Source organism: Pseudomonas sp. S07E 245 (genome assembly GCF_019599025.1).
Lineage (GTDB): Bacteria > Pseudomonadota > Gammaproteobacteria > Pseudomonadales > Pseudomonadaceae > Aquipseudomonas > Aquipseudomonas shirazensis.
Genome location: NZ_CP080625.1, coordinates 5,316,549 through 5,339,745, shown reverse-complemented (window position 1 = coordinate 5,339,745; position 23,197 = coordinate 5,316,549). Strand labels below are relative to the sequence as shown.

Annotated in this window: 19 protein-coding genes; 13 read left to right on the top strand and 6 right to left on the bottom strand. The window is 62.2% G+C overall.

Annotated elements, in window-relative coordinates:
- The first annotated feature begins 8 nt into the window (after positions 1-8).
- Both K3F44_RS24525 and K3F44_RS24520 read left to right on the top strand, forming a co-directional pair.
- Positions 9-977: an ABC transporter ATP-binding protein gene (locus tag K3F44_RS24525; RefSeq protein WP_220633132.1), complete on the top strand. Its 969-nt coding sequence runs from the start codon at positions 9-11 to the stop codon at positions 975-977.
- Positions 977-1,945 (top strand): peptide ABC transporter ATP-binding protein, encoded by a 969-nt coding sequence (locus K3F44_RS24520; protein WP_101316745.1) that lies wholly within the window; start codon positions 977-979, stop codon positions 1,943-1,945. Before K3F44_RS24525 ends, K3F44_RS24520 begins: the two co-directional genes overlap by 1 nt.
- 238 nt (positions 1,946-2,183) lie before the next feature.
- Here the strand turns inward: K3F44_RS24520 and K3F44_RS24515 are convergent, their stop codons facing one another.
- On the bottom strand, positions 2,184-3,128 hold the full coding sequence (locus K3F44_RS24515) for a hypothetical protein (RefSeq protein ID WP_150570798.1): 945 nt from the start codon (positions 3,126-3,128) through the stop codon (positions 2,184-2,186).
- Between the two features lie 234 nt (positions 3,129-3,362).
- Here K3F44_RS24515 and K3F44_RS24510 point away from each other — a divergent pair, with 234 nt between their 5' ends.
- The 4 genes from K3F44_RS24510 to K3F44_RS24495 all read left to right on the top strand — a co-directional run bounded on the left by K3F44_RS24510 (position 3,363) and on the right by K3F44_RS24495 (position 7,154).
- Complete coding sequence (locus tag K3F44_RS24510) at positions 3,363-4,172, top strand: nuclear transport factor 2 family protein (RefSeq protein WP_101316741.1); 810 nt, start codon at positions 3,363-3,365, stop codon at positions 4,170-4,172.
- A gap of 63 nt (positions 4,173-4,235) precedes the next feature.
- Positions 4,236-5,642, top strand: a complete 1,407-nt coding sequence (locus K3F44_RS24505; protein WP_220633131.1) for an FAD-binding oxidoreductase — start codon at positions 4,236-4,238, stop codon at positions 5,640-5,642.
- 33 nt (positions 5,643-5,675) lie between these two features.
- The gene (locus K3F44_RS24500) at positions 5,676-6,017 is read left to right on the top strand and encodes a cupin domain-containing protein (RefSeq protein ID WP_220633130.1); all 342 of its coding nucleotides are present in this window, start codon (positions 5,676-5,678) and stop codon (positions 6,015-6,017) included.
- Positions 6,018-6,074: 57 nt separating this feature from the next.
- Complete coding sequence (locus tag K3F44_RS24495) at positions 6,075-7,154, top strand: polyamine ABC transporter substrate-binding protein (RefSeq protein ID WP_220633129.1); 1,080 nt, start codon at positions 6,075-6,077, stop codon at positions 7,152-7,154.
- Between the two features lie 38 nt (positions 7,155-7,192).
- On the opposite strand, the gene K3F44_RS24490 is transcribed toward K3F44_RS24495, so the two are convergent.
- Positions 7,193-8,776, bottom strand: coding sequence for a peptide chain release factor 3 (locus tag K3F44_RS24490; protein WP_150570795.1), 1,584 nt, complete (start codon positions 8,774-8,776; stop codon positions 7,193-7,195).
- Between the two features lie 513 nt (positions 8,777-9,289).
- Here K3F44_RS24490 and K3F44_RS24485 point away from each other — a divergent pair.
- From K3F44_RS24485 to K3F44_RS24465, 5 genes are all read left to right on the top strand, one after another.
- Positions 9,290-9,976, top strand: a complete 687-nt coding sequence (locus K3F44_RS24485; RefSeq protein ID WP_219860630.1) for an ABC transporter permease — start codon at positions 9,290-9,292, stop codon at positions 9,974-9,976.
- Positions 9,977-9,989: 13 nt separating this feature from the next.
- The gene (locus tag K3F44_RS24480; protein ID WP_220633128.1) at positions 9,990-10,916 is read left to right on the top strand and encodes a glycine betaine ABC transporter substrate-binding protein; all 927 of its coding nucleotides are present in this window, start codon (positions 9,990-9,992) and stop codon (positions 10,914-10,916) included.
- A complete protein-coding gene (locus K3F44_RS24475) occupies positions 10,913-11,566 on the top strand; it encodes an ABC transporter permease (RefSeq protein WP_101316729.1) in 654 nt (217 codons plus the stop codon). Before K3F44_RS24480 ends, K3F44_RS24475 begins: the two co-directional genes overlap by 4 nt.
- Positions 11,563-12,720, top strand: a complete 1,158-nt coding sequence (locus tag K3F44_RS24470) for a betaine/proline/choline family ABC transporter ATP-binding protein (RefSeq protein ID WP_220633127.1) — start codon at positions 11,563-11,565, stop codon at positions 12,718-12,720. The genes K3F44_RS24475 and K3F44_RS24470 overlap by 4 nt, the downstream gene beginning before the upstream one ends.
- 573 nt (positions 12,721-13,293) lie before the next feature.
- Positions 13,294-14,457: a type III PLP-dependent enzyme gene (locus K3F44_RS24465; protein ID WP_101316725.1), complete on the top strand. Its 1,164-nt coding sequence runs from the start codon at positions 13,294-13,296 to the stop codon at positions 14,455-14,457.
- A 52-nt stretch (positions 14,458-14,509) separates the two neighbouring features.
- On the opposite strand, the gene K3F44_RS24460 is transcribed toward K3F44_RS24465, so the two are convergent.
- Both K3F44_RS24460 and K3F44_RS24455 read right to left on the bottom strand, forming a co-directional pair.
- Positions 14,510-15,262 (bottom strand): tetratricopeptide repeat protein, encoded by a 753-nt coding sequence (locus K3F44_RS24460; RefSeq protein WP_220633126.1) that lies wholly within the window; start codon positions 15,260-15,262, stop codon positions 14,510-14,512.
- A 2-nt stretch (positions 15,263-15,264) separates the two neighbouring features.
- The gene (locus K3F44_RS24455; RefSeq protein ID WP_220633125.1) at positions 15,265-15,945 is read right to left on the bottom strand and encodes a Fe2+-dependent dioxygenase; all 681 of its coding nucleotides are present in this window, start codon (positions 15,943-15,945) and stop codon (positions 15,265-15,267) included.
- A gap of 220 nt (positions 15,946-16,165) precedes the next feature.
- Here K3F44_RS24455 and K3F44_RS24450 point away from each other — a divergent pair, with 220 nt between their 5' ends.
- Both K3F44_RS24450 and K3F44_RS24445 read left to right on the top strand, forming a co-directional pair.
- The gene (locus K3F44_RS24450; protein WP_220633124.1) at positions 16,166-18,460 is read left to right on the top strand and encodes a TonB-dependent siderophore receptor; all 2,295 of its coding nucleotides are present in this window, start codon (positions 16,166-16,168) and stop codon (positions 18,458-18,460) included.
- Between the two features lie 103 nt (positions 18,461-18,563).
- On the top strand, positions 18,564-21,119 hold the full coding sequence (locus K3F44_RS24445) for a sulfite reductase flavoprotein subunit alpha (RefSeq protein WP_220633123.1): 2,556 nt from the start codon (positions 18,564-18,566) through the stop codon (positions 21,117-21,119).
- A 42-nt stretch (positions 21,120-21,161) separates the two neighbouring features.
- Here the strand turns inward: K3F44_RS24445 and K3F44_RS24440 are convergent, their stop codons facing one another.
- Both K3F44_RS24440 and K3F44_RS24435 read right to left on the bottom strand, forming a co-directional pair.
- Positions 21,162-21,953 carry an amidohydrolase gene (locus tag K3F44_RS24440; protein WP_150570790.1) on the bottom strand — a complete coding sequence of 264 codons (792 nt, stop codon included), beginning with the start codon at positions 21,951-21,953 and terminating at the stop codon, positions 21,162-21,164.
- Positions 21,941-23,089 carry a pyridoxal phosphate-dependent aminotransferase gene (locus K3F44_RS24435; protein WP_220633122.1) on the bottom strand — a complete coding sequence of 383 codons (1,149 nt, stop codon included), beginning with the start codon at positions 23,087-23,089 and terminating at the stop codon, positions 21,941-21,943. The genes K3F44_RS24440 and K3F44_RS24435 overlap by 13 nt, the downstream gene beginning before the upstream one ends.
- Between the last annotated feature and the right edge of the window lie 108 nt (positions 23,090-23,197).

Genomic DNA, 23,197 nt, shown 5'->3' with positions numbered 1-23,197 from the left:
ACCACGCCATGTCACTATTGCAGATCAACAACCTCAATGTGCGCTTCGGCGATGCCTCGGCAGTGCCGGTGGTGGATGGCCTGGACCTGGCGGTCGATGCCGGTGAGATCGTCGCCATCGTCGGCGAGTCCGGCTCGGGCAAGTCGGTGACCATGATGGCCCTGATGGGCTTGATCGACGCCCCCGGCTGGATCACCGCAGACACCATGAGCTTCGCCGGCACCGACATGCTCAAGCTCAGTGGCCGCCAGCGGCGCAAGATCGTCGGCAAGGACATCGCGATGATCTTTCAGGACCCGATGACCGCGCTCAATCCCAGCTACACGGTCGGCTTCCAGATCGAAGAAGTACTGCGCCAGCACCTCGGTTTAAAAGGCAAAGCGGCCCGGCAACGGGCCCTGGAGCTACTCGAAAAAGTCGAGATTCCGGCTGCCGAAAGCCGCTTGCAGGCCTACCCGCACCAACTTTCCGGCGGCATGAGCCAACGTGTGGCGATTGCCATGGCCATCGCCGGTGAGCCCAAGCTGCTGATTGCCGACGAGCCGACCACGGCGCTGGATGTGACCATTCAGGCGCAGATCATGGAGCTGCTGGTCAACCTGCAGCAGGAGCGCAACATGGCGCTGATCCTGATCACCCATGACCTCGCCGTGGTGGCCGAAACCGCCAAGCGGGTCTGCGTGATGTATGCCGGCCAGGCCGTTGAAGTTGGTCAGGTGCCTGAACTGTTCGACGTGCCCGCGCATCCCTACAGCGAAGCCTTGCTGGCGGCTATCCCCGAGCACAGCATCGGTGCCGAACGCCTGGCCACCCTGCCCGGCATCGTCCCCGGCCGCTATGACCGGCCGCAGGGCTGCCTGTTGTCGCCGCGCTGCCCGTATGTGCGCGACAACTGCCGCACGCAGCGACCAGCGCTCGAGCCCAAGAACCAGAGCCTGGCGCGCTGCTTCTATCCACTGAACCAGGAGCTGGCGTGATGACTGCCGTACTCAGCGCACGTGACCTTACCCGCCATTACCAGGTTTCTCGCGGCCTGTTCAAGGGCCATGCCCTGGTGCGGGCACTCAATGGCGTGTCGTTCGAGCTCGAAGCGGGCCAGACCCTCGCGGTGGTCGGCGAGTCGGGTTGCGGCAAGTCGACCCTGGCCCGCGCCCTGACCTTGATCGAAGAACCCACTGCCGGCTCGTTGCAGATCGCTGGCACCGAAGTCACTGGCGCCAGCAAGGAGCAGCGCAAGCAACTGCGCCGTGATGTGCAGATGGTGTTCCAGAGCCCGTATGCCTCGCTCAATCCGCGGCAGAAGATTGGTGACCAGTTGGCCGAGCCATTGCTGATCAATACCTCGCTGAGCAAGCAGGAGCGCCGCGAGAGGGTTCAGGCAATGATGCAGCAGGTGGGTTTGCGACCGGAGCATTATCAGCGTTATCCGCACATGTTCTCGGGTGGCCAGCGCCAGCGCATTGCCTTGGCCCGGGCGATGATGCTGCAGCCAAAGGTGCTGGTGGCGGATGAGCCGACATCGGCGCTGGATGTGTCAATCCAGGCCCAGGTGCTGAACCTGTTCATGGACCTGCAGAAGGAATTCAACACCGCTTACGTGTTCATCTCGCACAACCTGGCGGTGGTGCGGCATGTGGCTGATCAGGTGTTGGTGATGTATCTGGGCAGGCCTGCGGAGATGGGGCCGAAGGCGGATATCTATGACAAGCCGCTGCACCCTTATACCCAGGCGTTGTTGTCAGCGACGCCGGCGATTCATCCAGACCCGTTGAAGCCGAAGATTCGGATTGTGGGTGAGCTGCCCAATCCGTTGAATCCACCAGATGGCTGTGCCTTTCACAAGCGTTGCCCGTATGCCACGGAGCGTTGCAGCAAGGAGGTGCCGGCGTTCCGGCAGGTGGGGACGCGGCAGGTGGCGTGTCATTACGCGGAGCAGTTTCTTTAGATAGCTGGGGCTGCTTTGCAGCCCTTTCGCGACACAAGGCCGCTCCTACAGACACCGCGAGATAACGAAATACGCGGTCTGAGCTGTAGCAGCGGCCTTGTGTCGCGAAAGGGGCGCAAAGCGCCCCCCGGTTTTATCAGTGCATGAAGATCGCGATCAAAATGATCACAGGGATCGGTACCCCAATCATCCAAAGCAGAATCGAGCGCATGGTAGTTCTCCTGGTCAGTTCAGTTGATTAGCGAATCGGCGCGCTGTTGGTGTGAACGGTACGGCGACCGACATAAGCCGCGTCGTCGACGTCGATCCAGCGAGCCTGATCACGCTGACGGCCACCAAACAGGGCAGCAAGGCAGGCGAAGAACGCGCCGCAAAGCAGGCCGATGAAGGTCCACAGAGCGGTCCAGGCAGCGACCTTGGCGGCGGTATCAGCGGCTTCTTGAGCAGCTACCTTGGCTTTCTGTGCATCCTGCTGCACTTCGGTATAGATCTGGTCGACGCGAGCTTCGGCCTCGGCCTGAGTCAGGCGGGTACGCTGAGCAACCAATTGCGCCAGGTAGGTACGGTCATCAGCAGACAGAGCACCGTCGTTGGCTACGGCACGGGCAACGATGCGACCGGCAACTGCGGTAGCAGCGTCGTCTGTTACAGGCGCTGGGCCTTCGCTGCGGAACAGGTTGTCGATGTAATAACCCATTGGGTCAGCATCGGTCTTGCCAACTACTGCGGTCGCAGCGGTAGCCGCGCCGCCCACTGCAGCTGCACCGGCCTGCGCGCCAGCGCTGAGGACGTTGCCGAGCATGCTGACGATCAGTACTGCGGTTACCAGAGTCGCCACAGCCCAGGCCAGGAAGCCATGCGCGGTGTCGCGGAAGTACACTTCATCAGCATGCAGATTGGCCCACTTGACCCGCAGGCGACCGGCAATATAGCCACCGGCGCCCGAAGCAATAATCTGCGTCAGCAGCAGCCAGATAATGGTCGAGATACCCAGCGCCTTGGCACTGGCACCCTCATGGGCCCATGGCGAAGTTGCAGCGAAGCCCAGGCCCGCGCCCAGGATCATCAGGATCAATGAAAGGGCCGCAGCAGCAGCGGCACCGGCGAAGATCGCCGCCCAGGACACGCCCGAATGGTTCGAGGCATCGGCGGCAGTGGGTGATAGCTCGGCAGTGGTAATCATGTGGCAGCGCCTTTTGTAGTTAGCAACGGTTCCGTTTGCTTGCACTTGCACTAGTGCAGACACTGTGCCAATTGCGACAAAAAATGACATCTATATAAATCAACTACTTACAAAAAAACGTATAGGGAAGATCGTGCATAAAACCCGAATGGCCATATACCACTCAGGGTTTCTGCAATGGGGCCTCGGCAACGCGCACTTGCCCGGCGCTGAGCGGCCCGGCACCATCACCCCATGACATCGATTACCCTGCCCGACGGCCCCGCCCAGACGCCCGTTACAGCCGACACCGTGCTGCGCTATCACCTGTGCTGGAAACACCGCGACCTCGACGGGGTGATGGCCCTGTATCACCCGGACGTCGAGTACCACGACTTCTTCCAGAACCGTGTAATGGGCCATGCCGAGCTGCGCGATTACGTACGCGCCTGCCTGCCCCGTGAAGCAGGCGAAGACATCATTCACAGTGACCGCATCAGGGTCGACGGCTGCACCGCTTTCATCCAGTACGAGGTCACGGTGCAGGGCGGCGATGGCCTGACTGCGTTTCACTCCAGTGAGGCGATCACCGTCAAGGACGGCTTGATCTGGCGGGTCAACGAATACGCCACACTGGTCCGTCAGGGCAGCAAGAGCATCAGCAACGGCGGCCTGCGCCCTGCCACCAGCCGGCTGGGCCTGTCACCGCGTCAGCTGAGCACCATGGCGCAGGATCTTGAGCATTACTTTCAGCGCCAGCGGCCCTACCTGGACCCTGAGCTGGACCTGCAACAAGTGGCCAAGGACAGCGGCTACAGCCGCAATCAGATTTCCTACCTGCTTAATCAGGTGCTCGGCCAGAGCTTCTATCGCTACGTCAACCAGGCGCGTCTGCAGCACCTGCTGGCCGGGCTCGACGGCAGCAGCGGCGGTGCCACCATGGATGCGCTGGCGTTCGGCGCCGGTTTCAACTCGCTGTCGGCGTTCTACAAGGCGTTTCGCGAGCACACCGGGCTGTCGCCCAAGGCTTACGTAAAACAACTTTCGCTGCGTGCACGCACGTAAGACAGCCGCCGCCAGCACAACCTAGGATCAGCCACAGACCTTACCGATGTGGAGCTGCACCTGATGCAACCCTGGCGCACGATCAGCCTTTGGATGGACCAGCTCGACGAGCCCCTCGACGCCCGCCCGGCCTTGGCCAAGGACCTCGATGTCGACGTGTGCATCATCGGCGCCGGCTACACCGGCCTGTGGACCGCTTATTACCTGAAACAGCAGGCGCCGCAGTTGAGCATTGCCATTGTCGAAGCCAACATCGCCGGCTTCGGTGCCTCCGGGCGCAACGGCGGCTGGCTGATGGGCAACCTGCTGGGCGAAGACCGCCTACTCGCTACCCTGTCGCCGCAGCTGCGCCGCGCCAGTATCGACCTGCTGCATGGCATCCCTGACGAAGTGCACAACGTGCTGCAGCATGAAGGCATCGACTGCGACTACCGCAAAGGTGGCGTACTGTACTGCGCAGCGCGGTATCCGGAGCAGGAGCGCAGCCTGCGTGCCCACCTCGACGAGCTCTACCGCCAGGGCATGAACGAACACGACTACCGCTGGCTGCGTCCTGAACAACTGGATGCACAGCTGCGCGTTAGCAGCCCTTACGGAGCGATCTTCAGCCCGCACACCGCCACCATCCAGCCGGCCAAACTGGTGCGCGGCCTGGCCCGAGCGGTCGAGCGCATGGGCGTGACCATTTACGAGAACAGCCCTGCGCTTGATCTGCAGCCTGGCATGGTGCGCACGCCCCATGCCAACGTCCGCGCCCATTGGCTGGTGCCGGCCGTGGAGGGTTACGCAGCCAGCCTGCCGCCGCTAGGCAAGCACCAATTGCCGGTGCAGAGCCTGCTGGTCGCCACCGAGCCGTTGCCGGAGTCAACCTGGGAGCAGATCGGCCTGAACCAGGGGCAGGCCTTCAGCGAGAACAGCCGCCAAGTCACCTACGGCCAGCGCACCGCCGACAACCGCCTGGTGTTCGGTGCGCGTGGTGGCTATCGCTTTGGCGGCCGCCTGCGCGAAGACTTCAATCTGAAGGACCACGAGATCGAGCTGCGCCGCTATCTGTTTGGCGAGCTGTTCCCGCAGCTGAAAAACGCCCGTATTACCCATTCCTGGGGCGGCAACCTGGGCATGGCCAGGCGCTTCCGCCCGCACATGCTGTGTGATCGTCAGCGCGGCATCGCCCTCGCCGGCGGCTACGGCGGCGAAGGTGTAGGCGCGACCAACCTGGGCGGGCGCACCCTGGCGGCGCTGATTCTTGGCCAGCACAACCAGCTGACCGCACAGCCCTGGGTACACGACAACTGCCCGCTGACGAGCCTGGCGAGCTGGCCGCCCGAGCCCTGCCGCTGGCTGGGCTACAACGCGATCATCCGCAGCTTCGTCCATGAAGACCGCACCCTCGCCAACCCCGCCAGCGCCCCCTGGCGCCGGCGCTTGGCCAGCGGCGTGGCCGACTTCATGGAAGGCTTCATGCACTGACTTGCCCTTTTCTCAACACAGGATTCACTGGTCATGAACATCACCCAGTTCAAACACACCGACAGCGCCGTACTCGAGGAATCCAACGCGGTCGCCGTGCCGCTCGGGGAGCCAGTCGCCGTGACGTCGGTGACCAGCGTCGAACGCAGCGATGGGGTCGAAACCGGTATCTGGGAGTGCACCCCAGGGCGCTGGCGCCGGCAGATCGTGCAGCAGGAGTTCTGCCATTTCATCAAGGGCCGCTGCACCTTCACCCCTGATGGAGGCGAACCGCTACTCATAGAAGCCGGAGACGCACTGATGCTACCGGCCAACAGCACCGGGATCTGGGACATCGAAGAAACCGTGCGCAAGAGCTATGTATTGATTTTCTGATCGCTGATCGCCTCTGCCGTCCTTCGATAACAACACACAAAGCAAGGTACCCCGGACATGCGCACGCTTCTAATCGCTCCCCTGATGCTCGCCGCTTGTGTCAGCAACGCCGCCGAGTCGGTAAAGATCTACAACTGGTCGAGCTACATCGCCCCCGATACCCTGAAGAAATTCCAGCAGGCCAGCGGCATCGTGCCGACCTATGACGTGTTCGACAGCAACGAGACCCTCGACGGCAAGCTGATGACCGGCAACTCCGGCTATGACGTGGTGTTCCCGTCGAACCACTTCATGGCCCGGCAGATCCAGGGCAAGGCCCTGAAGAAGCTCGACAAGAGCCAACTGCCCAACTGGCAGAACCTCAATCCGGTGCTGCTCAAGGCGCTGGAGGTCAATGATCCGGGCAACCAGTATGGCTTCCCCTACCTGTGGGGCAGCACCGGCATCGGCTACAACATCGACAAGGTCAAGGCGGTGCTCGGCGACAACGCGCCGGTCGACTCCTGGGACCTGATCTTCAAGCCCGAGTACATGAGCAAGCTCAAGAGCTGCGGTGTGGCGGTGCTCGACAACGGCCCCGAGCTATTGCCGATTGCCCTGCACTACCTCGGCCTGCCGCACCACAGCCAGGATCCGAAGGACTACGAGAAAGCCAAAGAACTGCTGATGAAGGTGCGCCCGTACATCAGCTACTTCCACTCATCCAAGTACACCGGCGACCTGGCCAATGGCGACGTGTGCGTGGTGGTTGGCTTCTCCGGCGATGTGCTGCAGGCGAAGAACCGCGCCGAAGAGGCCAAGAACGGCGTCAAGGTTGGCTATTCGATCCCCAAGGAAGGTGCACCGATGTGGTTCGACATGGTCGCCATGCCAGCCGATGCGCCCGACGAGAAGCAGGCCTACGCCTACATGAACTACCTGTTGCAGCCTGAGGTGATGGCCAACATCAGCAACCATGTGCAGTACGCCAACGGCAACCTCAAGGCCGACACGCTGGTCGACCCTGCACTTAAAAGCAACACGATGATCTACCCGAGTGACGATGTGATGGGCAAGCTATACGCACTGGAGGCGATGCCCGCCAAGATCGACCGCATTCGCACTCGCCTGTGGACCAGTATCAAAGCCGGTAACTGAACAGCATTGGGGCCGCAGATGCGGCCCCAATAATCAGATCAGTGATGTTCCCGCGTGGCGCGGAATTTCACGTCCGGCCAGCGCTCTTCCATCAGCGCCAGGTTGACCCGGGTCGGGGCGAGGTAGGTCAGGTGACCGCCGCCATCGACGGCGAGGTTTTCCACGGCCTTGGTCTCGAATTCCTCGAACTTCTTCTTGTCTTCGCAGCTGATCCAGCGCGCCGACCAGACCGTGATTGGCTCGTAGCCGCACTCGACCTTGTACTCTTCCTTCAAGCGGCTGGCGACCACGTCGAACTGCAGCACACCGACCGCACCGAGGATGATGTCGTTGCTGCGCAGCGGGAAGAACACCTGGGTCGCGCCTTCTTCGGCGAGCTGCTGCAGGCCCTGGCGCAGCTGCTTGGATTTGAGCGGGTCTTTCAGCCGCACGCGGCGGAACAATTCCGGGGCGAAGTGCGGGATGCCGGTGAAGCCTAGGCTTTCGCCTTCGCTGAAGGTGTCGCCGATCTGGATGGTGCCGTGGTTGTGCAGGCCGATGATGTCGCCGGCAAAGGCTTCTTCCAGTTGCTCACGCTCGGAGGAGAAGAAGGTCAGGGCGTCGCCGATGCGTACGTCCTTGCCGGTGCGCACGTGGCGCATCTTCATGCCCTTTTCGTACTTGCCCGAACAGATGCGCATGAAGGCGATGCGGTCGCGGTGTTTCGGGTCCATGTTCGCCTGGATCTTGAACACGAAGCCGGTGAATTTCTCTTCGACCGGCTCGACGGTCCGCTCGTTGGCTACGCGCGCCAGCGGGCGTGGCGCCCAGTCGACCACAGCGTCGAGCACATGGTCGACACCGAAGTTACCCAGCGCGGTACCGAAGAACACCGGAGTCAGTTGGCCGTTGAGGAACTCTTCCTGGTTGAACTCGTGGCAGGCGCCTTGTACCAGCTCCAGTTGCTCAAGGAAGCGATCGTACTCGTCACCTAGGTGCGCGCGGGCTTCATCGGAGTCGAGTTTCTCGATGATCTTGACCTCGGTGCGCTCGTGACCATGGCCTGGGGTGTAGACGATGATGTAGTCGCCGGCCAGGTGGTAAACGCCCTTGAAATCGCGGTAGCAACCGATCGGCCAGGTGATTGGCGCGGCCTTGATCTTGAGTACCGCTTCGATCTCGTCGAGCAGCTCGATCGGGTCGCGGATGTCGCGGTCGAGTTTGTTGATGAAGCTGACGATCGGCGTGTCACGCAGACGGCAGACGTCCATCAGGGCGATGGTGCGTGGCTCGACGCCTTTACCACCATCGAGCACCATCAGGGCCGAGTCGACCGCGGTCAGGGTGCGGTAGGTGTCTTCCGAGAAGTCTTCGTGGCCCGGGGTGTCGAGCAGGTTGATCATGTGTTCGCGGTAAGGGAACTGCATGACCGAGGTGGTGATGGAGATACCGCGTTGCTTCTCCATTTCCATCCAGTCGGAGGTGGCGTGGCGGTCGGACTTGCGCGACTTCACGGTACCGGCGACGGCAATGGCCTTGCCCATCAGCAAGAGTTTCTCGGTGATGGTGGTCTTACCGGCGTCGGGGTGGGAAATGATTGCGAAAGTGCGGCGCTTCGCGACTTCGGCGGCCTGGTTGGTCATGGGAAATCGCCTGAATGGGGATCGAAAAAAGGGCGCAGATTATACCCGAAACCGCCCATAGACCCAAACACAGCCGCAGCGCCCTGCCCAGCGGCGTAAGCCATCAGCCAATGCCTGGCCAGCCGAGTTTTTTGCAGCCACACAGGCAAATGTCCACGAAGCGGCCCAGCGTAGGTATTTCAACGCCTGCAGAGGATAAATCCGCTGTTTTTGTCGCGCCATGAATTGGCCTTGCCAGTGATTAACACTGGCCAACTGCCGCCGTAGATGGGAACCTTTGCGTCCCCGGAGACGTCCACCCCCTGCTGACCATTGCAGTTTGGGGCTGGTAATACCTGCATTTTCGAGCCCGACGGGGCTTGGCTCATGGCATGTCCGCGCAGCTTTGCTGAGCGCCACGCTGCTACTCGCGATCACTCTGCCCGCCGCCTGCACTGGCCGCGCTGCGCAGCACTGTTCGCCGACGACAAGAAAAGGAGTCCACCTGTGGCTAGACGCTACGGAAAAGGGCTGATGGGATGGGCCACCGCGCTTGTCATCCTGGCCCTGCTGATCCACTGGATCGGCCTCGATACAATCGCGCGTTATCGCGACGATCTGTGGTTTTACCTGCAAGCGCACCTTGTGCTGGTGCTGGCTTCGATGGCGGCGGCGTTGGCCGTGGGCATCCCCGCCGGGATTGCCTTGAGTCGACCGCACCGGGTCGACAAAGCCGAGCGCTTCATGCAGTTCTTCAACGTAGGCAACACCATCCCTCCCCTGGCCGTACTGGCCATCGCCCTGAGTTTTCTGGGCATCGGCGCAGGCCCGGCGATCTTCGCGCTGTTTCTCGCCTCCCTGCTGCCGATCGTGCGCAACACCTACGAAGGCCTGAAAAACGTCCCCGCCTCACTCAAGGAAGCCGCTACCGGCATCGGCATGACTCCGCGCCAGCAACTCTGGCAAGTCGAACTGCCCAACGCCGTGCCGATCATTGTCGGCGGCGTGCGGGTTGCTCTGGCGCTGAATGTCGGCACCGCGCCGCTGGCGTTTCTGATCGGCGCCAACAGCCTTGGCAGCCTGATCTTCCCTGCCATTGCCTTGAACAATCAGCCACAGCTACTGCTCGGCGCGGCCTGCACGGCGGCGTTGGCGTTGTTGCTGGATGTGCTGGTGAGTTTCTCCAGCAAACGCTGGCTGGAACGCGGTCTGGCTCAATAAGTAGAGGGAACCCATGAGAAAAACCATCGCCTTGTTGCTTGGCGCGGGCCTGCTGTTGGCAGGATTTGCCCAAGCGGCGGAAAAACCGCAGATTCGCATCGGTGCCCGGGTGTTCACCGAGCAGACGGTACTCGCCGAAATCACCGCGCAATACCTGCGCGCCAATGGCTTTGCCGTGCGCGTGACCGGCGGCCTGGGCAGCAGCCTGGCGCGCCAGGCGCAAGAAACCGGCCAGCTCGATTTGATGTGGGAATACACAGGTGTGTCGCTGGTCTCGTACAACCATATCGACGAGCGCATGACCAGTGCCGAAGCGACCTACGCCAAGGTCAAACAGCTGGATGCGAAAAAGGACCTGATCTGGCTGACCCCGTCGCGGTTCAGCAATACCTACGCCCTGGCCCTGCCCAGCAAGGTCGCCGAAAAGTATCCGCAGGTGCGCAACATCAGCCAGCTCAATCAGGTGCTGCGTGACGAGCACAAGCGCAAGCATCTGGTCGCGCTGGACACCGAGTTCGCCAATCGCCCGGATGGCCTGGTGGGCCTGAAAGAGCTGTACGACCTGCAGGTCGGCCGCGCCAACATCCGCCAGATGGACGCCGGCCTGGTCTATACCGCGCTGCGCAACGATCAGGTGTTTGCCGGCCTGGTGTACACCACAGATGGTCGCCTCAACGCGTTCAATCTGACCTTGCTGGAAGACGACAAGCACTATTTCCCCGACTACACCGCTGCGCCGGTGGTACGTAAAGCGGTGCTCGACGCCAACCCGCAACTGGCCACCCTGCTCAAGCCGCTGGCCGAGCAACTGGACGACGAGACCATGCGCCAGCTCAATGCCAAGGTCGACGTCGAACACCAGAGCCCGTCGGTGGTTGCCGCTGCATTCCTGCGTGAGCACCCGCTGCCCGGCACTGCCGACAAAGAGGTACAGCCATGAGCCTGTTCGATACCTTTGCCCACCTCGACTGGGCGCTGGTGCTGCAGCTGACCTGGCAGCACATCACCCTGGTCGGCATCGCGGTCAGCCTGGCGATTGTCTTCGGCGTGCCGCTGGGCATTCTGATGACACGCTTCCCGGTCCTGGCCGGCCCACTGCAGGCCAGCGCCACGGTGCTGCTGACCATTCCCTCGATTGCCCTGTTCGGCCTGCTGCTGCCGTTCTACTCCAAGTTCGGCCAGGGCCTGGGCCCATTGCCGGCGATCACGGCGGTGTTCCTTTATTCACTGCTGCCGATCCTGCGCAACACCTACCTGGCCCTGACCAACGTCGAACCGGGCATCCGTGAAGCCGCCCGCGGTATCGGCATGACCTTCGGCCAGCGCCTGCGCATGGTCGAGCTGCCGATCGCCGTGCCGGTGATCCTCGCCGGGGTGCGCACCGCCGTGGTGATGAACATCGGCGTAATGACCATCGCCGCGACCATCGGCGCCGGTGGCCTGGGTGTACTTATTCTGACTTCCATCAGCCGCAGCGACATGTCGATGCTGCTGGTCGGCGCGGTGCTGGTGAGCCTGCTGGCGATTGTCGCCGACCTGCTCCTGCAAGCCCTGCAACGTGCCCTGACTCCACGAGGACTGCGCTCATGATCGAATTGAAGAACCTCAGCAAGACCTTCCATGCCAACGGCAAGGACGTCAAAGCCGTCGACTCGGTCAACCTGACCGTCAACGAAGGCGAAATCTGCGTGTTCCTCGGCCCGTCGGGCTGCGGCAAGAGCACCACCTTGAAGATGATCAACCGCCTGATCACACCGACCTCAGGCCAGGTGTTCATCAAAGGTGAGGACACCACCGGGCTGGACGAAGTCAGCCTGCGCCGCAGTATCGGCTATGTGATCCAGCAGATCGGTCTGTTCCCCAACATGACTATCGAAGAGAACATCACCGTAGTGCCGCGCCTGCTCGGCTGGGACAAGCAACGCTGCCACGACCGCGCGCGCGAACTGATGAGTATGATCAAGCTTGAACCCAAGCAGTACTTGCAGCGTTACCCGCGCGAGTTGTCCGGTGGCCAGCAACAGCGCATCGGCGTGATCCGCGCACTGGCCGCCGATGCGCCGGTACTGCTGATGGATGAACCGTTCGGCGCGGTCGACCCGATCAACCGCGAGATGATCCAGAACGAGTTCTTCGAGATGCAGCGGGCGCTGAACAAGACCGTGATCATGGTAAGCCACGACATCGACGAAGCGATCAAGCTGGGTGACAAGATCGCTATCTTCCGCGCGGGCAAGCTGCTCCAGCTGGATCATCCGGATACCCTGCTGGCGCACCCGGTGGACGACTTCGTCAGCAACTTCGTCGGCCAGGACAGCACCCTCAAGCGGCTGCTGCTGGTGCGCGCCGAGGACGCCGCCGACAACGCGCCGTCGGTCAGCCCGGAGACACCAGTGGCCGATGCGCTGGAGCTGCTCGACGAGCACGACCGCCGCTACGTGGTGGTGACCGACGCGGCGAACAAGGCGCTGGGCTATGTGCGCCGCCGCGACATGCACCGGCAACAGGGCACCTGTGCTGACTTCCTGCGTCAGTTCAACGCCACCGCTTCGCACGATGAGCACCTGCGCATCCTGTTGTCGCGGATGTACGAGTTCAACCGGGCGTGGTTGCCGGTGCTGGACGCCGAGCAGGTGTTCCTTGGCGAGGTGACCCAGGAGTCGATTGCCGCCTATCTGAGTTCGGGGCGCTCTCGCGGTGCCAAGACCAGCATCGTCTCCCCGGCCGAGACGGTGGCTTCCTGAATCAACGGGGGCGTCTGTGATCGGGCGCCCCCGCTGTAGTAACAAAAAATTTATGCTTTTTTTGGCCACTCGCAGGCGCTGACTGTGTGGCCATAAATGTGAACACTCCCTGCCTCGACGTGTGATCCAGCGAACCACTGACCAACGGTCTACAGTGCTTACTTGCGGGTTCTTGCAGTGAAATATCACCGACCTGCAATGAACGCAGCTTTTCAGGGGTTCGCCGCCAGATCCCTGCCTGTTCCACAATTATTTACGTTTGAGCCTGCTCAGGAACATCTGTCGGTAATACGAGTCGGTTATTCCAGTAACTGCTCGTCGATCCGCGACGAACAGGTGGGGATTGCCTGTTGATCTTGCCTGGTTCACGCCCTAAAGTGCGCGCCGAACGTCCATGCTGGAAACGATCCATCCGGCTCAAGTACTGACGACGAGACAGCAGGCGCAACCATGCGGTTGGCCTTTTTGCTTTCGGCGACATGCCTTGGGAAGTAGGCGAACCAAAGTGGGGATACGGAGGGCGTTCAGTTTGCAGCCACTTTCTTTTTCAGTTTGCCCATGGAGTCCTTGAGCATGTCGATCCAAGTCGAAGATTATTTCGCACGTGACACCTTCCAGAAGATGAAGGCGTTCGCCGACAAGCAGGAAACCCCGTTTGTGGTCATCGATACGCAGATGATCAGCAAGGCCTATGACGACCTGCGCGCCGGTTTCGAGTTCGCCAAGGTCTACTACGCAGTCAAGGCCAACCCAGCGGTCGAGATCATCGACCTGCTCAAGGACAAAGGCTCGAACTTCGACATCGCCTCGATCTACGAGCTGGACAAGGTCATGAACCAAGGCGTCAGCCCGGACCGCATCAGCTACGGCAACACCATCAAGAAGTCCAAGGACATCCGCTACTTCTTCGACAAGGGTGTGCGCCTGTACGCGACCGACTCCGAAGCCGACCTGCGCAACATCGCGAAGGCTGCGCCGGGTTCCAAGGTCTACGTGCGCATTCTCACCGAAGGCTCGACCACTGCCGACTGGCCGCTGTCGCGCAAGTTCGGCTGCCAGACCGACATGGCCATGGACCTGCTGATCCTTGCCCGTGACCTGGGCCTGGTGCCTTACGGCATCTCCTTCCACGTCGGCTCGCAGCAGCGCGATATCAGCGTCTGGGACGCCGCCATCGCCAAGGTCAAAGTGATCTTCGAGCGCCTGAAGGAAGAAGACGGCATCGTTCTCAAGCTGATCAACATGGGTGGCGGCTTCCCGGCCAACTACATCACCCGGACCAACAGCCTGGAGACTTACGCTGAAGAAATCATCCGCTTCCTCAAGGAAGACTTCGGCGACGACCTGCCGGAAATCATCCTCGAGCCGGGCCGTTCGCTGATTGCCAACGCCGGTATTCTGGTCAGCGAAGTGGTGTTGGTTGCGCGCAAGTCGCGTACCGCGGTCGAGCGTTGGGTGTACACCGACGTGGGCAAGTTCTCCGGCCTGATCGAAACCATGGACGAGTCGATCAAGTTCCCGATCTGGACCGAGAAGAAAGGCGAGATGGAAGAAGTGGTGATTGCAGGGCCTACCTGTGACAGCGCCGACATCATGTACGAGCACTACAAGTATGGCCTGCCGCTGAACCTGGCCATCGGTGACCGCCTGTACTGGCTGTCGACCGGCGCCTACACCACCAGCTACAGCGCAGTGGAGTTCAATGGTTTCCCACCGTTGAAAGCCTACTACCTGTAAATCATAAACGGGGCCGCAAGGCCCCGTTTTTGTATGTAAACGCAGCGCTTTGCTAGCCCAGCTCCCGCTGGCGCAGCTCCTGCGCAAACACTGCCGCCTCCTTAGCCAGCAACCGTCCAGCACCTTGCAGAGTCAGCACTGCACTGCGCAGGAAGTTGACGTTGCCTTGCACCCGCGCACGCGCCAGCCAAGGCCGCGCCTCGCCCAACTGGCCACGCTCGATCAGCACCATGGCCAGGCTGAACATACCGCGAAAATCCCCAGCCTCGGCCGAGCGCTTATACCAGCGAAACGCCCGCGCTGGGCTGGCAGGGCCGGCGATGCCTTGTTCCAGGTAACGCCCATAGAGGTTCATCGATTTGGCGTGGCCCAGATGTGCAGCCTTCTCGTAGCAGGCCAGCGCCAGCTTCTGGTCAAGCTCGACACCGCGCCCGGTGGCCAGCAGGTTGCCCAGGTTGTACCAGCCCCAGTCCAGCCCCTGCGCGGCTGCGCGCTGGTACTGCACTGCTGCGCCAGGCAGGTCGGCCGGCCCGCCCCAGGCGTGCTCCAGGCAGCGCCCAAGCATGTTGTGCGCCATGCCGCTGCCGGCGCGGGTGGCAATGCTGAACCATCGCCGCGCCAGCTGCGGATCCTGCTCGATGCCGCGGCCATCGAGCAGGATCTGGCCCAGCAACAACTGCGCCTCACTGACGCCCTGCCCGGCCGCTGCCAGGATCGCTTGGGCGGCCTTAGCGGGGCTGGCTTCGAGCATGGCTCGCAGCGCTGTGACATCCACGACCTCATCGCGGCGCAACGTATAGGACATGTTCAGACCTCTGCCCAGCGCCGCAGCAAGTTGTGATAGGTGCCGGTCAGTTGCAGCAGTGCAGGGTGATCGGGCAGGTCAGCACTGAGCTGCTGAATGGCATTGTCCATCTCGAACAGCAGCGCCCGCTGGCTGTCTTCACGGACCAGGCTCTGAGTCCAGAAGAACGCCGCGTAGCGCTCACCGCGAGTGACCGGGTTGACCTTGTGCAGGCTGGTGCCGGGGTACAGCACCATGTGGCCTGCGGCCAGCTTGATCTGCTGCGTGCCATAGGTGTCCTGAATCACCAGTTCGCCGCCGTCATAGCTGTCCGGGTCACTGAGAAACAGCGTCGCTGACAGGTCGGTGCGCACTCGCTCGGCGCTGCCCTTGGGCTGGCGCAGGGCGTTGTCGATGTGAAAGCCGAAGTTGCCACCCTCGCGATAACAGTTGATCAACGGCGGGAACACCTTGTGTGGCAGGGCCGCTGACATGAACTGCGGGGTCTGCCAAAGACGCTCGATGAGGGCGCTGCCGATTTCCTTGGCCAATGGATGCGCCTCTGGCAGCTGCAGGTTGTGTTTGGCCTTGGCCGATTGGTGGCCTGCGGTGACCTTGCCATCGGCCCAATCTGCCTGCGCCAGCGCTTCACGAATCCGCAAGAGTTCATCGGCGGCGAACAGGCTAGGGATGTGCAGCAGCATGGAAATGGACCGGGTCGGGACTAGGGCGCCAATGATATTGATTCCCTTTTACTCACGGCAAGCCCTTTCACCAGGCCCTAACGAACGAGACCGGAGAAAATGCAGGGTTAAATTGTAAAGAATGTAAATTTGTACCGAATGGTAATATTTCTCAATTGTGACTTACAATTGCTTACATTACTCTTCGCGGCCTTCACACCTTGGGGAAGGTCATAAAAAAATGCGCCACGTGCCGTCTGCTGTAAGTTCACCACGCCTGCTCGCCTCAGCCATTGGCGTTGCCATCAGTGCTTCGTCTGCCTATGCCGCAGAGCCCGCAGCCATCACGCTCGACGCGACCAGCGTCAACGGCAAGGCAGAACAGGCCGCAACCGAGTACAAGGTCGACAAAGCCTCGTCGTCCAAGTACACCGCGCCGCTGGTGGACACCCCGCGCTCGGTAACCGTGATCCCGCAGCAGGTGATCAAGGAAACCAACGCGCTGAGCTTGCAAGACGCCCTGCGCACCGTCCCGGGGATTACCTTCGGTGCCGGCGAAGGCGGCAACCCCCAAGGTGACCGGCCGTTCATCCGCGGCTTCGATGCCCAGGGTGATACCTACCTGGACGGCGTGCGCGACACTGGCGCGCAAACTCGGGAGATCTTCGCTGTTGAATCGGTGGAAGTGGCCAAAGGGCCGAACTCGGCTGTTGGCGGGCGTGGCGCCGCCGGCGGCACCATCAACCTGGTGAGCAAGCGCGCGCACCTGGGCAACTCGCTGGACGGTGCCTGGACCTGGGGCAGTGACCAGACCCAGCGTTACACCCTGGATGGCAACTACCAATTCAGTGACAGTGTTGCCGGGCGCCTCAACCTGATGACCCACGAGAGCAACGTCGCTGGCCGCGACAAGGTCAATTACGACCGCTGGGGGATCGCCCCGTCGCTGGCGTTTGGCCTGGGCACGCCAACTCGGGTCAACCTTGACTACTACCACCTGGAAAGCGACGATCTGCCGGACTCGGGAATCCCCTATTCGATCCCGACCGCGGGCAGCAACGCGCGCACCTCGGCCCACCCGAGCAAACCGGATGACGGTGGCGACAGCGACAACTTCTACGGCCTGACCGGGCGTGATTTTCGCAAGAGCCGGGTCGACATCGCCACCTTCGCGATCGAGCATGACCTGACCGACGCGCTGACCATCAAGAACACCCTGCGTCATGGCAACAGCATGCAGGACTACATCCTCACGCAGCCCGACGACAGCAAGGGCAACGTCAACAACGGCAGCGTCTGGCGCCGCGCCAACACCCGAGTTGGCAACACCGCTACCACAACCAACCAAACCGATCTGTTTGGCGAGTTCTACCTGGGCGGCATGAAGAACAGCTTCTCCACCGGCATTGAGCTGAGCCGGGAAGAAAGCCAGCGTTCGTCTTACAACGTCAATACCAACACCGGCGGCGCAACAGCATCTACCTGCACCCCGGGCCTGATCGGCCCTAACAGCGGCTACAACTGCACCTCCCTGAGCAATCCCAACCCGGACGATCCGTGGAACGGCGCCATCGCGCGCAACTATGCAGGCACTGACACCAAGAGCAACACCCGCGCGCTGTATGTGTTCGACACCCTTGAGCTGACGCCACAGTGGCTGCTCAACATGGGCCTGCGCTATGACCACTTCGACACCCAGTACCGCGGCTATACCGCCTCTGGCGCTACCGCCGTCAACAGCAAGGGCGTTGCATCCAAGGGCAGTGACACCAGCGAGTTCATCACTGGCCAACTGGGCCTGGTGTGGAAGCCCGCCGAGAACGGCAGCATCTACGTTTCCTACGCCACCTCGGCAACCCCACCCGGCGCGCAGTTGGGCGAAGGCTCCGAAGGCAACCCGCTGGGCAACACCACCGACCGCGCCGGCAACCTGTTGGCCAGCGACATGGAGCCGGAAGAAACCACCAACTACGAACTCGGTACCAAGTGGGATCTGCTCGACGAGCGCCTGTCGCTGACCGCCGCTGTATTCCGCACCGAGAAGGAAAACGCCCGCGTTCAGGTCAACACCACCACCTACGAAAACATCGGCGAGACCCGCGTGCAGGGCGTCGAACTGTCGGCCAGTGGCAAGCTCACCGACAAATGGCAGGTGTTCGCCGGTTACACCTACATGCAGGCCCGCCAGATCGACGGCGGCGCGCTGGGTGCGGTCAACGACGGCAATCAATTGCCGAATACGCCGAACAACAGTGCCAGCCTGTGGACCACCTACGCCCTTACGCCAAAGCTGACCGTGGGTGGCGGCGCCTTCTACATGGATGATGTGTACGGCAACATAGCCAACACCACCATGGTCGACAGTTATGTGCGCTATGACGCGATGGCTGCGTACAAGCTGAGCAAGAACGTCGATCTGCAGTTGAACGTACAAAACCTCACCAACGAGGTGTACTACGACAAGGCGTTTTCTACTCACTTCGCCAACCAGGCAGCCGGACGCACAGCGTTGCTGACCACCAGCTTCCATTTCTGACGCAGCAATCGCCGAGCCCCGCTCACGCCAGTGAGCGGGGCTTTCGCGTAGCAAGGCATAATGTCCGCCGGTTGAGTTTGCGCGGCAAGACAAGGTGATCGACGTGCTGAAGAAGTCGCTGTTTCAATTGCACTGGTTGTTTGGCATCACGGCCGGGCTGGTCTTGGCATTGATGGGTACCACCGGGGCGATCTGGTCGTTTCAGGAAGAACTGCTGCGCCTGTTCGATGCCGATGTGCTCAAGGTGCAGGTGCGCGCCGAAGGCGTGCTGCCACCGGCAGAGCTGGTGCGGCGGGTCGAGGCGGCGCACGGCGACAAGGTCGCGATGCTGCGGGTCGACACCCGCGAGGGCAATGCCGCACGAATCTTCTTCACCGCGCCACCCGGCCAGCGCCGCGGTGAGATGCGCTATGCCGACCCCTACACCGGCGAGATCAAAGGCGAGGTCTCCGGCCAAGGCTTCTTCGACCTGATGCTCAGCCTGCACCGGTTTCTCGCCATGGGCGAAAGCGGCCGGCAGATCACCGGTGCCTGCACCTTGATGCTGATCTTCTTCTGCCTGTCAGGCCTGTATCTACGCTGGCCCCGCAAAGCGCTGAACTGGCGCACCTGGCTGACCCTGGACTGGGCGAAGAAAGGCCGTGCGTTCAATTGGGACCTGCACGCCGTGTTCGGCACCTGGTGCCTGCTGTTCTATCTGCTGTTTGCCTTGACCGGTCTGTCATGGTCGTACGAATGGTACAGCCGCGGGCTGAACAAGCTGCTCGGCGACGCCCCGGCTGCGGGCCAGCAGCACAAGCGTGGCGAAGGCGGTGGCCGCCGTGGCCCGCAGTCGGTCAACCAAAAGGCCCCGCCGCTGCGGGTCGACTACGACGCCATCTGGAGCAACCTGCAGGCTGCGGCCGGGCCCGGCCTGACTGGCTACAACCTGCGCCTGCCGCCGGTTGGCGGGCAGCCGGCGACGCTGTTCTATCTGCTGGACGATGCCGATCACGAACGCGCCTTTGACACCGTCACCCTCGACCCGGCTACGGGCACGTTCACGCGCATCGAGCGTTATGCCGACAAGTCGCTCAGTGCTCAACTGCTGCAAAGCATCTATGCCCTGCACGTGGGTAGCTATTTCGGCTTGCCCGGGCGGATCATCTTAACCATCGCCAGCCTGTGCATGCCGCTGTTCTTCATCACCGGCTGGCTGCTGTACCTCGACCGCCGGCGCAAGCAACGCCAGATCCGCGTGGCCCGTGGCAGTGTCGACAGCACCACGTCGGCAGGTGACAGCTGGTTGATTGGTTTTGCCAGCCAGAGCGGCCTCGCCGAGCAATTGGCCTGGCAGAGCGCCGGCCAGCTCCAGGCGGCAGGCCTGTCGGTGCAAGTACGCGCCTTGGCCGAGCTGGGTGAAGCTGACCTGCGCCAGGCACGCCGGGCGCTGTTTGTAGTCAGCACCTTTGGCGATGGCGAGGCACCCGACAGCGCCCGTGGTTTCGAGCGCAAGATACTCGGTCAGGCGTGGCCGCTGGAGCATCTGGACTATGCCCTGCTCGCCTTGGGCGATCGCCAGTATCAACACTTCTGTGGCTTTGCCCGGCGCTTGCAGGCATGGCTTGCCGAGCGCGGCGCCAGCAGCGCATTCAGCCCGGTCGAAGTCGACAACGCCGACCCGGCCGCGCTCCAGCACTGGCAGCAGCAACTGGCACAGTTGACCGGCGCCAGCGCCGTCAGCGCCTGGCAAGCGCCCGCCTTCAACAGCTGGACCCTGACCGCGCGCAGGCTGCTCAATCCTGGTAGCCAGGGCCAGCCGGTGTACCTGCTCGACCTGCAATGCGAGCAGGCGGTGCGCTGGGATGCAGGCGACCTGGTGGAGGTATTGCCGCGCAATGCCGCCGCCCAGGTTCAAGCGTTTATTCAAGGCCTGGGCTTGAATCTGGATACCCCAGTGCAACTTGAAGGTTCGCGCGAAACTCTGGGTCAGGCACTGGGCAGTCGGCAATTGCCGGTCAGCCGCGAGCATCTGGTCGGCCTGCACGCGCAGGCGGTTATCGATGCGCTGGTGCCGCTCGGCACGCGTGAATACTCGATCGCATCGATTGCCAGCGATGGCGTGCTGCAGCTGATTGTGCGCCAGCATCGGCACACTGACGGCAGCCTTGGCCTGGGCTCAGGCTGGCTGACTGAGGTGCTGCCCCTGCAAGGCTCGCTGAGCCTGCGCCTGCGCCGCAACAGCAGCTTCCACCTGCCACTGGCCCCAGCACCGATGCTGCTGATCGGCAACGGCACCGGGCTGGCCGGACTGCGCAGCTTGCTCAAGGCACGTATCAGCGAAGGTGAACAGCGCAACTGGCTGCTGTTCGGTGAGCGCAATCGCGCCAGCGATCTGCTCTGCGCCGATGAACTGCAAGGCTGGCTGGCGCGCGGTGAGCTGCGCAAGCTGGACCTGGCGTTCTCGCGTGATCAGGCTGAAAAGGTCTATGTCCAGGACTTGCTGCTGGCGCAGGCCGAAGAGGTGCGCCGCTGGGTCGCCGACGGCGCCTGCATCTATGTTTGCGGCAGCCTGCAGGGCATGGCCGCGGCAGTCGACGCGGCGCTCAGGGGCATCCTCGGCGAGGCCATGCTGCAACAGCTGGTAGAAGACGGTCGCTACCGACGCGACGTGTACTGAGTCGGTCGAACGGCCGGGGCGCCATGCCCCGGCCGGCAACGCTCAATGCAGGTCGAAGGTATCGGCATCCAGGTTGGCCGGGAAACGGCTGCGGTACGCCCCCAGTTCCGCCGCGCGCAGCTCGACGGTGAATACGCCGTCCGCTTCGCCGGCACTGAGCAGGCTCTCGCCCTGGAAATCCAGCACCTGGCTGTCGCCTGAGTAGGCAAAGCCTTTGCCGTCGGTGCCGACCCGGTTGACCGCCGCCACGAAGCACAGGTTCTCGATCGCCCGCGCCGGCAACAGCCGGTTCCAGTGCAGCCGCCGCGCTGCCGGCCAGTTGGCGGTGTACAACAGCAGGTCAGTGTCATGGGCATCGCGGCTCCATACCGGGAAGCGCAGGTCGTAGCAGATCAATGGGCGGACCCGCCAACCCTTCAGCTCGAACTGCACCTGGCGCTCGCCCGGGGTGTAGTGCTTGTGCTCGCCGGCCATACGGAACAGGTGGCGCTTGTCGTAGTGCAGGATTTCACCGTCCGGGCGCGCCCACAGCAGCCGGTTACGGTGGCTGCCGTCAGCGGCCTGGACGATCACGCTGCCGGTGATTACTGCGTTGAGCTTCTTCGCCTGGGCCTTGAGCCACTTGGCGGTCGGGCCGTTCTCGGGCTCGGCAAGGCGCTCGGACTCCATCGAAAAGCCGGTGGTGAACATCTCTGGCAAAATCACCAGGTCAGGGCTGCCGACTTGCTTGAGCAACTCTTCGAAATGGGCGTAGTTGGCCTCGCGGTCATGCCAGGCCAGCGTGGTCTGCACCATGGCAATTTTCAGGTTGGGCAGTGCGGTCAGATCGCGCATAGTTTCTCCGCTGCCTGCTGCAGCGTCTCCTCTCGTTTGGCAAAGCACAGGCGGATCAAGCGTTGCTGCGGGACTGGCGTCTGGTAGAACACCGACACCGGAATACTCGCCACGCCATGCTCGCGGGTCAGCCACAGGGCCATGTCGACATCGTTCAGATCAGGGCGGATGGCGCTGTAGTCGACCAACTGGAAGTAGGTGCCTGGGGTACGCTTGAAGCTGAAGCGTGAGCTATGCAACAGATCGCAGAACAGATCGCGCTTGGCCTGATAGAAGCCCGGCAACTGCTCGATGTGCTCAGGGTGTTCGGCCATGAAGTCTGCCAGCGCGCACTGCAGCGGCGTCACTGCGCAGAAGTTGACGTACTGGTGTACCTTGCGCAGCTCGGCGCTCAATTGCGGGGGCGCGATCACGTAGCCGGTCTTCCAACCAGTGACGTGGTAGGTCTTGCCGAACGAGCTGATGACGAAGGCGCGCTGATAGAGCTGTTCATGAGCCAGCACGCTGGCATGCGCCACGCCGTCGTAGATCAGGTGCTCGTACACTTCATCGCTGACCAGGTAGATATCGCGGTCGGCAATCAATCCCGCCAGCTGGTCGAGATCGGCACGGCTGATCAAAGCTCCGCTGGGGTTGTGCGGCGAATTGAGCACGACCATGCGCGTGCGCGGCGTGAGGGCATCGCTGAAGCGTTGCCAGTCGATGGCAAAATCGTCGTTGCTCAGCGGCACATGCACGCAGCGCCCGCCGGCCAACTCTACCGAAGGCTCGTAGCTGTCGTAGCACGGGTCGAAAACGATTACCTCGTCGCCCGGATTGATCACTGCCTGGATCGCGCAGAAGATCGCCTCGGTGGCGCCTGGCGTGATGGTGATTTCCTGCTCGACATCCACGCTAACCCCATACAGCCGAGCCACCTTCGCAGCCACTTGCTGGCGCAGGGCCGGCAGGCCGGTCATGGGCGCGTATTGATTGTGCCCGGCGGCCACGTGCCGGCCTACGGCATCCAATAGCGCCTGCGGGCCGTTGAAGTCGGGGAAGCCTTGGGACAGGTTGAGCGCGCCGGTTTGCACGGCCAGCTGCGACATGCTGGTAAAGATGGTCGTGCCGACGTTCGGCAGTTTGCTGCGGATCATGAAGCCCTCTTTCCTGGGGGTATCCGGCACGGACTGGAGTCCGAGCATAGCGGATCGAGCAATCAGGAAAAAGGTTGAAACAATACACTGATGCAACAGGGGCCGCGC

What these genes read in the sequence shown, in the direction of transcription:
- K3F44_RS24525 (WP_220633132.1), top strand. Translation starts at nt 9, where the DNA reads ATGTCACTATTGCAGATCAACAACCTCAATGTGCGCTTCGGCGATGCC.
- K3F44_RS24520 (WP_101316745.1), top strand. Translation starts at nt 977, where the DNA reads ATGACTGCCGTACTCAGCGCACGTGACCTTACCCGCCATTACCAGGTT.
- K3F44_RS24515 (WP_150570798.1), bottom strand. Translation starts at nt 3,128, where the DNA reads ATGATTACCACTGCCGAGCTATCACCCACTGCCGCCGATGCCTCGAAC.
- K3F44_RS24510 (WP_101316741.1), top strand. Translation starts at nt 3,363, where the DNA reads ATGACATCGATTACCCTGCCCGACGGCCCCGCCCAGACGCCCGTTACA.
- K3F44_RS24505 (WP_220633131.1), top strand. Translation starts at nt 4,236, where the DNA reads ATGCAACCCTGGCGCACGATCAGCCTTTGGATGGACCAGCTCGACGAG.
- K3F44_RS24500 (WP_220633130.1), top strand. Translation starts at nt 5,676, where the DNA reads ATGAACATCACCCAGTTCAAACACACCGACAGCGCCGTACTCGAGGAA.
- K3F44_RS24495 (WP_220633129.1), top strand. Translation starts at nt 6,075, where the DNA reads ATGCGCACGCTTCTAATCGCTCCCCTGATGCTCGCCGCTTGTGTCAGC.
- K3F44_RS24490 (WP_150570795.1), bottom strand. Translation starts at nt 8,776, where the DNA reads ATGACCAACCAGGCCGCCGAAGTCGCGAAGCGCCGCACTTTCGCAATC.
- K3F44_RS24485 (WP_219860630.1), top strand. Translation starts at nt 9,290, where the DNA reads ATGGGATGGGCCACCGCGCTTGTCATCCTGGCCCTGCTGATCCACTGG.
- K3F44_RS24480 (WP_220633128.1), top strand. Translation starts at nt 9,990, where the DNA reads ATGAGAAAAACCATCGCCTTGTTGCTTGGCGCGGGCCTGCTGTTGGCA.
- K3F44_RS24475 (WP_101316729.1), top strand. Translation starts at nt 10,913, where the DNA reads ATGAGCCTGTTCGATACCTTTGCCCACCTCGACTGGGCGCTGGTGCTG.
- K3F44_RS24470 (WP_220633127.1), top strand. Translation starts at nt 11,563, where the DNA reads ATGATCGAATTGAAGAACCTCAGCAAGACCTTCCATGCCAACGGCAAG.
- K3F44_RS24465 (WP_101316725.1), top strand. Translation starts at nt 13,294, where the DNA reads ATGTCGATCCAAGTCGAAGATTATTTCGCACGTGACACCTTCCAGAAG.
- K3F44_RS24460 (WP_220633126.1), bottom strand. Translation starts at nt 15,262, where the DNA reads ATGTCCTATACGTTGCGCCGCGATGAGGTCGTGGATGTCACAGCGCTG.
- K3F44_RS24455 (WP_220633125.1), bottom strand. Translation starts at nt 15,945, where the DNA reads ATGCTGCTGCACATCCCTAGCCTGTTCGCCGCCGATGAACTCTTGCGG.
- K3F44_RS24450 (WP_220633124.1), top strand. Translation starts at nt 16,166, where the DNA reads ATGCGCCACGTGCCGTCTGCTGTAAGTTCACCACGCCTGCTCGCCTCA.
- K3F44_RS24440 (WP_150570790.1), bottom strand. Translation starts at nt 21,953, where the DNA reads ATGCGCGATCTGACCGCACTGCCCAACCTGAAAATTGCCATGGTGCAG.
- K3F44_RS24435 (WP_220633122.1), bottom strand. Translation starts at nt 23,089, where the DNA reads ATGATCCGCAGCAAACTGCCGAACGTCGGCACGACCATCTTTACCAGC.